This is a genomic window from Streptomyces sp. NBC_00654 (assembly GCF_026341775.1).
In the GTDB taxonomy this organism is placed as follows: domain Bacteria; phylum Actinomycetota; class Actinomycetes; order Streptomycetales; family Streptomycetaceae; genus Streptomyces.
Genome location: NZ_JAPEOB010000002.1, coordinates 1,168,189 through 1,181,947 on the forward strand (window position 1 = coordinate 1,168,189; position 13,759 = coordinate 1,181,947).

The window sequence follows — 13,759 nt, forward strand, 5'->3', positions numbered from 1 at the left end:
TGGGTCTCAACGGGCGCTGACTGGATTCCTCAATAGGTTCCCAAGCCGGGTGGCTCCCACGGAGACGCTGCTTTACAAGGTTGAAAGAGGCCATATCGAGGTACTCGCACCGCTCGACCCAATCCCAATGCGTAGTGGCGAGCCAAGATACCGATCTAAGGGTCCGCAGGACAAGGTGTTCAAGTTCATCTGCAGCGTCGCCGATCTCGTGCATTTCACGCACGCCATGTGCATGGGCTGACCCACTATTTCTGAATTCCTTGATACCTCTAAGTAGCAAGTGTGCATCCCCGCGAGCGTCAGGATCTAGGATCGCCCACCCTGGCGCGGCCTGCCAGCCAAGAATCGTCGTCCATGTGCCGAAGGTGGCACCGGATCGAAATTTCTGCCTCAAAGTCTTGAGGAACTCTTCCCTGTCAGCCTGAGCCAGCTCTGCCAGGGCGATGATCCCGAGTGTTCGCGCGATGCCTTCCCCGAGCTTTAGCAGGGAATCCATTCGCTCCGCCGGATGAGTACTTGGCGCAATACTGCTGATTCGGTACCTTCGGGCCAGTGCTGCCACATGAAATGGGTAGCTCCATTCTGCCCGCGACACTGGATCTTCGAGTGCCTGCGTCAGTCCACCAATCAATAGTGCCTCGGCATCAGCCGCTTGTATGGTCCTGCGCAGTTCTTGAATATTTGAGTCTGTTCCTGAGAATACGTTCGGCAGCAGGTCAGATGTCGCGGCTCGGAGCCTGTGTCGGGCGGACTGCACATTCTCAAGGAGATCGTCAAATTCCTCGGCCCCGACAACGTCGACAGGAACCGGCAGCATCATCAGGTCAGATCCTGCTGGCAACTCCTTCGTAGCTGCTGGGGAATTTAGCCACTCGCAGAGGGCTCTACCGGTCCTTGGATCCTGAGGGTTGAGGACGATCAGGGATGTGACAGCTTGGCCGAAGAGTTGAGGTAGAAGACGCCAGCTTCCCGACCGCCCCACGATGTCACCGCCGGCGCACGGCGTCAGCGCAGTTGTTCCTTCAGGCGGAGAAGAAAGCTCCAGAGCGGAATCAACCACGTGAAGATCTTGAGCTCGCAGATAGCGGAGCTTCTCCTTCAAGTAGGAGCTTGCGTCCTCGGGTGACTCCTCGGTTTCGCTGTTTTGGGGATCAATTCTCTCAGTCACAGGGCGACAGAAATCTTCGAGCGGTGCAAAGGTAGCCTTGAGTCGGGCCGCGAAAAACAGTTCCGGCCTGATCTGATAGCCCGTCTTGGTCTTGGCCGGGTCGATCCAGGCGTCCGGAATTTTCGGTTTGATCTCGCGCGCGAGGTAGTCATCGACATCCGCGCCCAGGGGAATCCTCTTGTACTCACGCAACTTCGCGTCTGCCTCTACCACCCCCCTCACCCGCTGGATTTCGCCTCTTGGGTCCCGTACACCAATCGCGTCACGCACTGCTTTGGCGAACGGTCCTCCTGTGGGCCAACTCAGGCCAGCCGCCGCCACGACCCTCTTCATCGCAGTCAGCGCCTGCGCCTGCGTGTCCCAGGATGAGCCCCGCAGTGTCCTCACGGCAGCCACGAACTGCTCACTCTTTTCAAGCCTCTGTACCGACTTCGCCGCTGCCAGCGCTGTAAGCGTTTCGTCGTTGGCCTCAAAGCGGAACTTCAATGGCTGTTCTACCGTGACCTGCTGGTACCCGAAGTATTCGTTGGGGAGAACCTTCACCCTGGCATGACGTGGATTCTTGGGGTCTTGCGAAATCTGCAGCGCCTGTTCGTAAAGCTCAGCGATCGCACGGACGTGCTCGTTGCCTACTTCCCGACGCTTATCCCCCAGGGACTTGCGCATCTTCTGCCACTCGTCACGCGCATCCAGCAAGACCACTCGGCCGTTACGGTCAGATTTCTTGCGATTCGTGAGAATCCAGAGGTATGTAAAAATGCCAGTGTTGTAGAACAACTGCTCGGGAAGGGCGATGATTCCCTCCAGCCAGTCGTTTTCCAGTATCCATCGCCGGATTTCAGATTCGCCCGATCCGGCCGCACCATTTGACAGGGGTGATCCGTTGAAAATGATCGCGACACGGGAACCCCCCTCTCCGTTCGCGTCTACCGGCTTCATTTTGGAGATCATGTGCTGAAGAAATAGAAACGAGCCGTCGTTGATACGCGGCAGTCCGGCGCCGAAGCGGCCGGACGCGCCGAGGTCCTGGTGCTCCCGCTCAACCTCTGCCTTTGCTTTTTTCCATTCTATGCCGTATGGAGGATTAGCAAGTAGGTAGTCGAACTTTCGCTGCGCATGCCCATCATCGGTAAGGGAATTGCCGAACGCAATATTGCCTGGACCCTTTCCCTTGATCAAGAAATCCGACTGGCAGAGAGCCCACGACTCTGGGTTTAGCTCCTGCCCGTACACGTCGACGGTCGTATCTGGATTCAGCGCCTTAATGTGATCTTCGGCGGCGCTAAGCATTCCGCCCGTGCCGCATGCCGGGTCCATGACGGTGCGGATAGCGCCAGGAGCAGTGACGATATCACTATCCGGGGACAGCAAAAGATTGACTGTCAGCCTGATAACGTCACGTGGGGTAAAATGCTCACCGGCCGTCTCATTGGAGTGCTCGGCGAACCGGCGAATGAGCTCCTCGAATACAGGGCTCATTCTGTGGTCGGGAACAACATCAGGGCGCAGATCGAGATCGGAAAATTTACCGATCACATGTTGGAGCAGCCCAGCGCCGTCCAGCCGTCGGGTCTGCCCGTCGAAATCAAAGCGATCCAGAATCTCGCGAGCTTCGTCCGAGAACGCCCTTACGTAGATTTGGAGATTTTTCGCCGCGTTCGCCGGATCTGAGGCGATTTCCCTCAGCGTCAGGTGACTCGTGTTGTAGAAGACGTGTCCAGAGGCACGCTGAAGGAGACCCTTCGCCGCGATCTCGCTGTCCTCATACTGGTCAGCGAGATCCGCAACTTTGTCGCGCGTTGGCTCTAGTACGCACTCCAGTCGGCGCAACACAGTAAACGGCAGGATCACCTTCCCGTAATCGGATTTCTTATAGTCACCACGCAAAAGGTCAGCGACGGACCAGATCAAACCAGTTAGGTGCTGCACGCCGTCGTTCACTGAAGCCCCCCGAACAGATAGCCAATGTTCAAGGAGGATCGTCCCATGGGCGAGCAGTGCGAGGGGCAAGAACTGCCAACAAGCCGCTCATTGGTGCCCAGCCTCAGTTCGGAGAAGCAGCGCTCCGATCCCTCGCTCCTACGCACCGAGTCAAGGTCCTCATGCTTAACGGGGCGTCCGTACGGTTGAGACCCACAATTCACCGATGCGGAAGCCGCCGTCACTCAGCCACTCGACGACGACCCGGTCGCGGGCCGAGTTCACCTCCTCCAACAGGACCTCGCGGGCGCCGTCCGGCAGCATCTTCTTATGCCGGCGCTTCAGTTCCTTCGGCGCGAGCGGGTTCGCGTCCATGCTCCGCTTGAGGTGTCCGAGCAGGGCGCGGTCCTTGTCCTGCTGCGTCGGCATCCGCTTCAGGTTCAGCTCCTGGACGAGCGCAGTGTTGATGCCGAGCTCAGCCTGCCGCAGGTAGAAGCCCTTCAGACAGGTGGCCGCCCCGCGCAGAGCGTCGTTCTGGTAGGGGCGCTAACCCACCCGCCACGGGGCCCGTAGGGCATCGGGATCTTCGCCCCGACGGCCCCCATGTACCGCTTGAGATCGCGGAAGACCACGCTCTCGGGCGTTAGCCCCTCATGCTCCAGCCACCGCAGATGATCGACGAGCAGGTATGCATACGTCCTGTCCGAACCCGTGCCCGCGTACTTCGACAGGTACCAGTCGGCCCCGGGATGCAGCCCGCTCGCCGAGTCGAAGACGGTGTACGAGCAGCGGCCGTTCCGGTGCCGCACCTTCTCCACCCGGAGCTGACCGAGTGCCAAGCTCTGTGCCACGTGACCTCCCTGCCGACTGAGCTGACATCGCGAACATCGCGACGCCGGTCGGCAAACGAGGTCGGGATGTCCCCAGTCACAGCCCAAGGCGGACGTCACGAACAGCGCTCCTGTAGGCAGGAAAACACGGAGAGACAAAGGAGTGGTGGCACTGGGAAGAAGGGTGTGTCACCGCCGCCTCGAAAGCCACTGCGCGAGCCTGAGACGGCTCTGCCCCGTTCAAGCCTGTGGTGACACCATGGCTGCATCGCTCTCGTGCAACCGGCAGCTCAGGTCCGCGCGAAGCGAGGTCATCTGGCCACGTTCAGAGCACGGCCTAACTTCGTCGCGGCTGCTCAGGCCAGCCGCGGGACAACCGGTAGCACTTGCGCGAGCACCATCGCCGAGTCCAGCCGTCCTTGCGGCGGTCAATGGGTTTCTGGCACTGGCCGCACGACACCGGCCCAAAGAAGATGGATGGGTCAGAACCCCCAGACGACCATGTTCGGCAACGGCGGCTGCACCAGCGGCGAGGGGGATCGGCTAGCGACTTCGCTTCTATCGGGATGCCGCAGAACACGCATGTCCTGGAAGGCAAGGGAAGCCCGTCCCTCTCGATCAGCAGGTCCCAGCGGGAGACCTGCAGTTCGCATGTCTCCGAGCAGGTGCGCTTGGCGATTTGAGGGGCCGGCGGCATGAGGCCTTCGCAAGCGGCGCAATCGCGGAATGGCTGCTGGTCAGCCGCGTCCTCTTCGCGGGAACGACGTTCGATGTAGGCCACTCTGCGGCAGGCAGAGGAACAGAGCCGGTGACGTTGACCGAACTGGATCTTCATCGGCTGCCGGCAGATTCGGCAGGGTTCCATGACTGGATGCTTCTGGGGGACGCGGCATCGAGTCGAGCAGTAAACGGGCATGACGCCGAACGTGCGGGTGACCGCGAAGTCGGAGCCGCATCTCTTGCACTTGACGGTGTCAAGCGTCTTCCGTAGCTGTTCGGGGTCACGGCCGGTGACGGCGGCGATCCGTGCCCAAGTTGGACGGCCCTGATATCTGGGCGGTCCTGCGAGGAAGCGCCGCAGGTAGGCGGGCGGAAGGCAGTTGGCGCGGGCAAGGCGGGCGACGAAGGGGTAACAGCCTTCACCGGCAATCGGCCGGACCTGGAAGGGAAGCTTGGTGATCGGCTCGCTGTCCACGGTCGAGTGGGTCACTTGTCCGCGTCCGAGAGGCCGCCGGGGTGCCTGCGACGGGAGGCGATGTCCAGGTCGACGGCCAAAAGGCCGGACTTGGTGATCTTCTCGGCGCCGGTGAGGATGGCATCCACGGCAGCTCCGCGGAGCTGATGGGAAAGGGTGCCGATCATGCCGCCCGTTCGGGTGTGCAGGAAGCGGTCCAAGCGAGTCAGGGTGCCACGTGTGTGCTGGTGCAGCAGGAGGTTCGCCTCCATCTGCGCGACCAAGCCCTTCCACTCCTTGTTGTAGGGGAAGGGGTGGGTGGCCACCGAGGTGAAGCGGGCGGCGATCTGGTCGCCGCGGGTGCCGGACAGCAGGCCGCTGCCTTCGATGTCGATGCCGGCGTAGGCGAACGTCGCGGGGATGCGCTCGGAGAAGTACTTGAGTGTGTCGGACGCCTCGGCTCCCGTGCGGGTGTGCAGGGAGATGTTGTGGATCTCGTCGACTAGGACGAGGCCGGTGCGGGCCTTGGTGCAGACGCCGACCACGGCTTCGGTGAGGTCAGTGATGTTGGAGCTTCGCAGGACCGGGAGGCCGAGGAAACGGGCGAACTCAGCCGCGATCATGCGGGGTGTCGCGGCGGGCGGGACGGTGATGTAGATGACCGGTATGCGCTCGTCCTGGCCAGGGTGCCGGCGGCGGTCTTGCAGCTCGTGCGCCAGCCCGAGCTGGGTCAGGGCGATCGTCTTGCCGGTGTTGGCCGGGCCGGTGACGATGAGGCCCCGACGGGCGCTGATGGCGCCGCGGTTGAGGATGACCAGGCGGCGTCCGCAGGTGACGGTGTGCCGGACGGTTGAGGTGGCGACCACCTGCAGGCGGGCATGGTGGTCGAGCCGGTCCTCGTCGTACTGATACCTGTCCTCTTTGGTCAGGGCGTCGTACTCGTCCTGCGTCACCATGGCCATCGGCTCGCTGATCGCCTCCGCGATGAACTCGCGCCAGCCAGGCAGGGCTGTCAGATAGCGGCCGAACTCGTCTACCGGCTGGTCTGCCAGCGGCGTGCTCACGAACGTCTCCAGGGGTCCTCAAGCGGGTCAAAGATGCCCAGCGGGATCACTTCGGCCATCGTTTCCTCGTCCTCCGCCGGCGGCTCCGGCGAGGGTTGCGTCTCCGGTCGCGGCGGAGGCATGGCTGCTGCCGGTGTAGTGGCCTTGGTCCGGGCCGTAACACGACGGTCCGCCTTGGACCGCTTGGCCTTCCGGTTGTTTGCCGCCGGCTGTTCCGGGCCGGCGTGGGCGCGGGTCAGCAGGGCGGAGACGGCCTTGGCGAGTTCTTCCTCCGTGGCCTTGGGCAACTGGTGGCTGACGTGGTCCCAGGCGAGGTCACCGAAGGGAACGGGCGCGCGGTTCAAGTACTTCCAGGTTGCCTGGATCCACTCGCCTTCGCCGCGGTGGTTGCGTACCCAAACGCGGGAGACATCGTAGGGGTCACGGTGGACTTCCCAGAGCCCACGCTTGGCGGTGACCCCTGAGTCGCGCCGTCGCATCGGCCCCAGCTCGGGGGCATCGTAGGTGCGGTTGTTGATCCGAATTCCGTAGGAGTTGACGGCCCGCCAGGCCGCTGGGAGGAGTTCGACATAGTCCTGCCCGCTGAGAGCGACCGGGACGTAGCCGCAGGCCTCGACCAGCGCGGCGTACTTCTGGTTCGGCGTGAACAGCCGGCCCGGATGGTCGGGATCTCGCAGCCCCTCGTGAGGGCGGTTCTGCCAGTGGGCGACGATCCACTCGTCCAGTAATTCCTGCAGTTCGGGCAGAGCCCACAGGTTCTCGCGCTCCGGGTGACGGCCACGGTGGTCGGTGTTGCGGCCGGTGTAGCCGGGGAGGAACTGGGCGAACATCGTGGCGACGGAGCCGAGCATCTTCTCGATGTGGCCCTTTTCGAAGGGCGAGCCCTTGTGCGTGGGCTGGAAGTCGATCTCCAGGAACCGGCAGGAGGCCCGGAAGTTGCGCGAGACGAACACCTTGCCGTGATCGCAGACGATCATCTCCGGGACGATCACCGGCTTGGCTGCCGCGTGCTCCAGACGCTCATCGAGGGTCAGCATCCGGGCATGCGGCAGCACCGAGCGGGACATCTTCAACGCGTCGACCCAGCCTGGTCTCATCAGCTCCGGGGTGACCGTGCGGGCCAGCAGCACGCTGGCGTCGACGGACTTCGTCGTGGGCCTGAGCACCGCCGCGGCCAGTGTCCTGGTGGCGACGTCGATCATGCCGGTGAGTTCGACCTTGCCGACCACTCCGTTGTCGAGGCGGACCATGACGTCCAGCGGTGTGGAGTCGATCTGCATGACTTCACCCGGAGCCGACACCGTCAACTCACCGAACGGGGCCGCGGCCCCATGGGCCTTCGACCTGCGTGTGACGGCCGACCCGGTCGCATGTGTGCCTACCGTCAGCTTCGCCACCAGTCGGTAGAGAGTCCGTCGCGAGGGCAGCTCGGCCAGGTTCCCGCCATTCTCCCGAATGATCTCCCCGGTCCTCCAGATCAGGTAGGCCCCGTTGCGTGTCGAGGTCTCGACGCCCTCCTTGATCGCCTGCCGCATCGCCTCGACGACGGCGTCGGGCACGTCACCGAACTCCTTGCGCTTGCGGACCGAGCGGTGATCGACCAGCCGAGCCAGGCCGACCAGGCCTTCCTCCGTGTAACGGCGTCGCCGGAGGCCCACCGCTCCGGTCTTGATCTCGTGGCCGAGGGCGGTCAGTTCAGCCGCCTTGGCCTTCTGGCGCGAGGTCACCGATGTGCCCGGTCCGTAGCCCGGTCGCGGTGGTGTGCCCGGTTCGGCGCCTGGCGGCAGCCCGTGCAGGACCTCAAGGACATGTCCTTCCCACCACAGTGCACGCTTCATCACCTCGGGTGCGAAGGTCTCCAACAGACCGGACTGGGGCAGAGGCATGCGTTCGGGCTGGAACAGGATCTCGAAGTCCGCGGTTTCGAACAGGTCAATCAGAGCGACAACGCGGTGCGGTGCCTCGGCGTCCTCCAGTACCGCCGCCCGTGCGGTGACCTCGAGAACACCCCTCACCTGGCCCTCGAACCGGACCCTTTGGCCGACCACCAAGGCCGTCGGCCGCTTCAAGCTGCCCATCGGATCTCCTCCGCCCAGACGAGGCTGTCGCTCTCCATAAGTCCTCCCGCCAGATCGGTCCTCAGAGCGCCGGACCACAACAGATGGAACAGCACCGGCAGAACTTGCAACCGGTCTCCGACCAGCCCGGCACCCTCCCATAGCCCCATCGGTTCCCGGAAGACCTCCAAGAGGCCATCCCTCACCGCCACCGGTCGGCCGCAGCGGGCCCGCCGGTATCGGGACAGCCAGCGGATGTTCGCCATGAACACCGGCTCGGGCCGCCCGACCCACTCGAACTCCCATCCCACGGCTCTGCAAGCATGCTCGGCCGCCTCGAACGCCTCTCGCGTCGCCCCGTCCATCTCGTCCGCAGCACGGACGTCAACGACACGGGCGCGTCCGTCGGACAGCCGGACGAAGTAGTCAGGGGCATGCCGGCGCTTGCGTGTGCCGTCGTGCCAGTGCAGGCAGAACGGCTGCGAGGCGATCGCGACCACCTGCGGATCACGGTCCAGCAAGATCAGCCGGTCCCGCTCCAGCCACGACTCGTAGCCCACGTGATCCCGCAGCGTCGCCGAGTAGTACCAGCCGGCGAACCCGTGACCGCCTTTGTGCCAGCTGAACTCCCGCACCGGGTCCACAGCCTCGAACGGCGTATCCCAGCTAGACCCAAGCGATCGGCGTACGAGCGACCCATTGACAGAAAAGGCCAGGTCAAAGGATGTGAGGGTAGCCTCTTCGAACACGCCAAGGGGTGCCCCCACCACATCCCCCGCCCACCTGTACGCCGAATGATCAACCTTCGGTGGCACAAACTAGCGTTGATCATCCTTCGCTGGCAATCGATCAACGATCACTGTCACAGGTCACCCGGATCCAGTCGTGACAGCTCGGCCCCGCCCTGCGCCGTTGACGCCGAAGGGGCGTACGGGTAACCCCGTACGCCCCTTCGGTACCAGCGACCGGCCGGCCCTCGCCCCGGCCGGCCCGTGTCACGGAGTGGGCAGCCAGTCCACCTTCCCCGCGAGCAGCGCGTATCCGACGAACGCCCCGACGTCGAGCAGCGTGTGCGCGACGACCAGCGGCCCGACCCGCCCCCAGCGCCGGTACAGCAGCACGAAGACGACGCCCATCACCATGTTGCCGATGAAGCCGCCGATGCCCTGGTACAGGTGGTACGAGCCGCGCAGTACCGAACTCGCCACCAGCGCGGCCATCGGTGTCCAGCCCAACTGCCCCAGCCTGCGCAGCAGATACCCGACGACGATCACTTCCTCCAGTACGGAGTTCTGCACCGCGGAGAGGATCAGTACGGGGAACTTCCACCACACGTCGGGCAGCGACTCCGGCACCACGGTGAGGTTGAATCCGGTGGCCCGCGCCACGAGATAGAAGGCCAGCCCGGCGCTGCCGATGCCCGCCGCGACCAGAGTGCCGCGACCGAGGTCGCGTCCGGGGCTGGTCCGGTCGAATCCGATGGCCCGCAGCCCCGCGCCCTCCCTGATCAACAGATGCGCCACGAGGGCGACCGGCACCAGGGCCGTTGCGATTCCGAACATTTGCCATGCCAGATCCAGCCATGGCCGCCCAGGAGCATACGAACTGTTGAGCGTCGCGGCCTGATCCTTCAAACCCCCTGGTTTCGTCAACGATCCGACAAAACTGATCAGGGCAGACACCCCGCTGGCGCCCAGCGAGAGAGCCAGCACCAGTACCGTCTCGGACCGCAGGATCCGTTGCGAAACGGCACCTTGGGGAAAAGAATCAGCCACGCGCCCCGCCTCCACCTGTACACCCGCCTTTAGTTGTGCAATCGCGTCTCATCCCGCCCGCCGTCCCGCTAGGGTCTCGAATGCAGGTACGAAGATCATGCGCGACAGGCCGGGGGACAACCACCAACGCCGGTGGTGCGGTCCCCCTTTTCCTTGTTCATCCTCAAGGAGGGGCACCACCGACATGGGACGTCATAGCTTGCCCGACGACTTCGCGACGGAAGAGCACCGGGGTGGTCCTCCCCCGCGCCGCCGCCGCACGGTTGCCATCGCCACCATGCTCGTACTGGCTGTGGCGGCGGGAACGGCTGTCGCGGTCCAGGGCGGCGTGCTGTCGTTCTCCGGGTCCTGCGAGGACTCCAGCGTGAAGCTGTCGATGGCGGCCTCGCCCGACATCGCCCCCGCCATGCGGGCCATCGCCGACAAGGCCCGTGAGGACGAGGTGAGATCCGACGGCCGCTGCCTGGATGTGAAGGTGGTGGCACGCGACTCCTACAAGGTGGCCGACGCACTCGCCACCGGCGACAAGTCCCTCGACTTCCAGGTCTGGCTGCCCGACTCCGATCTCTGGCTGGACCGGGCCAAGGGGGTCGGTGAGAGCATCCCGATCACCCCGTCCGACTCCGTGGCCTCCTCCCCCGTGACCCTGGCCATGGTCCCGCCGGCCGCCGAGAAGCTGGGCTGGCCCCGGAAGACCTACTCCTGGGCGGAGCTGGTCGCCTCGGCCATGGAGTCGGACAAGGTACGCCTCGGAGCGGCCGATCCGGCCCGCAGCGCCACCGGCCTGCTGGCCCTGACCAGCATCGGTGCCTCGTCCGACAAACAGGGCGGGAACAGCGGCACCCGGGTGGCCGAGACCGCAAAGGTGCTGGCACAGCGGATGTCCGACGGCGACACCCAGGTCCTGGAGACCCTGGCACGCGACGGTTCGGGGACCGAGGAGGGCAACCCGAAGCGCAACCAGGCGGTGCTGCTCTCCGAGCAGGCGGCCTTCGCCCACAACGCGGAGGCGGCCGGAGAGGGCAAGGTCGACCTCTTCTACCCGAAGGACGGCAGCCCCCTGCTCAACTACCCGTACACCCTGGTCGACGAGCCGAAGCTGAGCACCGAGGAAGCGCGGGCGGCCCTGCGCTTCATGACCCTGCTGAACGACCGCGGTTCGCGGGCCATCCTGACCCGGCACGGGTTCCGGTCCGTGGACGGGACCGCCGGGGAAGCGGTCGTCACGGCGGCGGGCGGCAGGACGCCCCAGCCGTACGCCACCGCCGCCGACGCGCCCACCGCTCAGGCGCTCCAGGAGACACTCGGCATGTGGACCATCACGGTGCAGAGCGCCCGGCTGACCACGGTGGTCGACGCGTCCGGCTCCATGGCCACTCCGGTGCCGGGCCGCGGCCAGTCCCGGATGGACGTCACGAAGGCATCCCTGATCCAGGCTCTCGGCCAGTTCACGCCGGAGGACGAGATCGGGCTCTGGGAGTTCGCGACGACGCTGGACGGCGAGAAGGACTACCGCGAGCTGATGCCCACCCGCAGGCTGGGCGACCCCGTGAAGGGCGGCGGCACCTACCGGGACAAACTGTCGGCGGCGTTCGCGGGCCTCGAACCGGTGCCGGGCGGGGCGACCGGCCTGTACGACACCACGCTGGCCTCGTACCAGGCGGCTCAGTCGTCCTACGTGAAGAGCAAGTTCAACGCCCTGGTCATCCTCACCGACGGCTCCAACCAGGACGCCCACGGCATTTCCCGCAGTGCGCTCATCGACCGGCTGAAGCAGCTCGCCGACCCGCAGCGTCCGGTCCCGATCATCGCCATCGCGGTGGGTCCGGACGCCGACCGCGAAGAGGTCTCGGCGATAGCGGAGGTGACCGGCGGCGGGGGGTACGAGGTGAGCGACCCGGCGGAGATCCAGGCGGTGATCCTCCAGGCCATCATGACGGCCGGGCAGAACGGACGTGCCGCGCAGGAGTAGCCCGCGCGTCCGCCTCCCGCCCCGCCCGGCCCGCCTGACACCCCGGCCCTTCCCGGGACCGGGCCTGTCCTCGCCCCGGTCGCGGTCCCGGTCCCGGGCCCGGGCCCGGTCAGGGTGCCGGGAATCCCACCGGCCAGGTGTGCACCGGCTCGCCCGTCTGTGCCAGTTCGATGTAGCGCCGGGTGGTGGCGGCGAGCGCCGCGTCACGTTCCAGCCCGGCCTCCAGCGCCCGGTGGTACGTGGCGACCTGCCAGGACGCCCCGTTGACGCGTCGTCTGCACCGCTCCTCGATGATGCCCAGGTAGCGGTCGCGGTCCGCGGGCTCGATGTTCCACGCGTCGAGCCCGGCGGCCGCCAACGGCAGGAGCTCGTCGCGTACGAGCTTGACGGCCGGCACCTTGGCGAGCCCGCCGGAACGGCCCGGGAGGGGCCAGAGGATTTCGGCCTCGATGCCGTGTCGGCAGGCCGCGTCGAAGTTCTCCGCGGCGGCTTCGAAGGGCAGCTTGCTCCACACCGGCCGGGACTCCTCGGCCAGGGCCCGTACCAGCCCGTAGTAGAACGCGGCGTTCGCGATCACGTCCGGCACGGTGGGCCCGGCTGGCAGGACGCGGTTCTCCACCCGCAGATGGGGAACGCCGTCGGCCAGGCCGTACACCGGCCGGTTCCAGCGGTAGACCGTGCCGTTGTGCAGCACGAGCTCGGCCAGCGTGGGCACTCCTCCGTCATCGAGCACCCGCAGAGGTTCCTCGTCGTCGCGGATCGGCAGCAGCGGCGGGAAGTAGCGCAGGTTCTCCTCGAACAGCTCGTACGCGGAACTGATCCAGCGCTCCCCGAACCAGGTCCTCGGCCGCACGCCCTGGTTCTGGAGTTCGGGCGGCCGTACGTCGGTGGCCTGCTGGAACAGCGGCGGCCTCGACTCCCGCCACAGCTCCTTGCCGAACAGGAAGGGCGAGTTGGCGCCGAGCGCGATCTGCACGGAAGTGACGGCCTGGGCGGCGTTCCAGACGTCCGCGAAACGCGCGGGTGTCACCTGGAGGTGGAATTGCACGGAGGTGCAGGCCGATTCGGGAGCGATCGACGGCGAGGTGCAGACCAACCGCTCCACGCCCTCGATATCGAGGGCGAAATCCTCCCCCCGGGCCGCCGCCATTTGCTCGTTGAGCAGCGTGTAGCGTTCCGCTTCCGAGAGGTTCGAGGACACCACGTCCCGCTGGCCGAGTGTCGGCAGGATTCCGATCATCACGATCCCAGCGCCCACCTCGGCGGCCTTCCGGTGGGCATACGCGAGACCCGTGCGCAGCTCCTCCGCGAGCTGATCGAAAACCCGGCCGCTGAGGCGGTGCGGAACAATATTCACTTCCAGATTGAACATTCCCAGTTCGGTCTGGAAATCCCGGCTCGCGATGCGCTGGAGAACCTGCGCATTCCGCATCCTCGGCATGCCGTCGGGACCCGCCAGATTCAGCTCGATCTCCAGCCCCAGGAGATTCTTGGGGCGATCGAACCTCCGCTCCGCCAGCAGCCTCTCCAACCCCTCCAGGCACTGGTTGAGCTTTCTGCGGTACGTCTGCCGATCCGACAGGTCAAAGGCTCGCGCCACGACCTTCTCCCCCATCGAAGGGTCCCTCCTCCAGTGGGCGGCCCGCGGCCCAGGCCGCTCGTATCACGATCGATAATGCCCATTCGAGGTGATCCATAACGTCCCACGGGTGCCGTAGACCCGCTAGTCTTCGACGGAATCGCCGGGCACATTCCGTCGGCATACGGCAATCAGGGGTTTCGGCCGTGGGGCGCGTGAC

Annotated in this window: 8 protein-coding genes and 1 pseudogene; 1 reads left to right on the forward strand and 8 read right to left on the reverse strand. The window is 65.3% G+C overall.

The window, feature by feature from the left end; genetic code table 11:
• Positions 1–1,237: 1,237 nt before the first annotated feature.
• The 7 genes and pseudogenes from OHA98_RS25505 to OHA98_RS25535 all read right to left on the reverse strand — a co-directional run.
• Positions 1,238–3,109, reverse strand: a pseudogene (locus OHA98_RS25505) (N-6 DNA methylase); the annotation flags it as partial.
• 165 nt (positions 3,110–3,274) lie between these two features.
• Entirely contained in the window at positions 3,275–3,517 is a 243-nt protein-coding gene (locus OHA98_RS25510; protein ID WP_051884058.1) for a hypothetical protein, read from the reverse strand.
• 71 nt (positions 3,518–3,588) lie between these two features.
• On the reverse strand, positions 3,589–3,939 hold the full coding sequence (locus OHA98_RS25515; RefSeq protein ID WP_266929069.1) for a hypothetical protein: 351 nt from the start codon (positions 3,937–3,939) through the stop codon (positions 3,589–3,591).
• 1,185 nt (positions 3,940–5,124) lie between these two features.
• A complete protein-coding gene (locus OHA98_RS25520; RefSeq protein ID WP_266929070.1) occupies positions 5,125–6,156 on the reverse strand; it encodes an ATP-binding protein in 1,032 nt (343 codons plus the stop codon).
• On the reverse strand, positions 6,153–8,234 hold the full coding sequence (locus OHA98_RS25525; RefSeq protein ID WP_266929071.1) for a Mu transposase C-terminal domain-containing protein: 2,082 nt from the start codon (positions 8,232–8,234) through the stop codon (positions 6,153–6,155). The genes OHA98_RS25520 and OHA98_RS25525 overlap by 4 nt, the downstream gene beginning before the upstream one ends.
• Positions 8,222–8,962: a TnsA-like heteromeric transposase endonuclease subunit gene (locus OHA98_RS25530; RefSeq protein WP_266929072.1), complete on the reverse strand. Its 741-nt coding sequence runs from the start codon at positions 8,960–8,962 to the stop codon at positions 8,222–8,224. Before OHA98_RS25530 ends, OHA98_RS25525 begins: the two co-directional genes overlap by 13 nt.
• Before the next feature lie 246 nt (positions 8,963–9,208).
• Positions 9,209–9,988 (reverse strand): CPBP family intramembrane glutamic endopeptidase, encoded by a 780-nt coding sequence (locus OHA98_RS25535; RefSeq protein ID WP_266929073.1) that lies wholly within the window; start codon positions 9,986–9,988, stop codon positions 9,209–9,211.
• A gap of 184 nt (positions 9,989–10,172) precedes the next feature.
• Here OHA98_RS25535 and OHA98_RS25540 point away from each other — a divergent pair, with 184 nt between their 5' ends.
• Positions 10,173–11,960, forward strand: coding sequence for a substrate-binding domain-containing protein (locus OHA98_RS25540; protein WP_266929074.1), 1,788 nt, complete (start codon positions 10,173–10,175; stop codon positions 11,958–11,960).
• A gap of 109 nt (positions 11,961–12,069) precedes the next feature.
• Here the strand turns inward: OHA98_RS25540 and OHA98_RS25545 are convergent, their stop codons facing one another.
• The gene (locus tag OHA98_RS25545) at positions 12,070–13,575 is read right to left on the reverse strand and encodes a glutamate-cysteine ligase family protein (RefSeq protein ID WP_266929075.1); all 1,506 of its coding nucleotides are present in this window, start codon (positions 13,573–13,575) and stop codon (positions 12,070–12,072) included.
• Positions 13,576–13,759: the final 184 nt, after the last annotated feature.

What these genes read in the sequence shown, in the direction of transcription:
- OHA98_RS25510 (WP_051884058.1), bottom strand. Translation starts at nt 3,517, where the DNA reads ATGCCGACGCAGCAGGACAAGGACCGCGCCCTGCTCGGACACCTCAAG.
- OHA98_RS25525 (WP_266929071.1), bottom strand. Translation starts at nt 8,234, where the DNA reads ATGGGCAGCTTGAAGCGGCCGACGGCCTTGGTGGTCGGCCAAAGGGTC.
- OHA98_RS25540 (WP_266929074.1), top strand. Translation starts at nt 10,173, where the DNA reads ATGGGACGTCATAGCTTGCCCGACGACTTCGCGACGGAAGAGCACCGG.
- OHA98_RS25545 (WP_266929075.1), bottom strand. Translation starts at nt 13,575, where the DNA reads ATGGGGGAGAAGGTCGTGGCGCGAGCCTTTGACCTGTCGGATCGGCAG.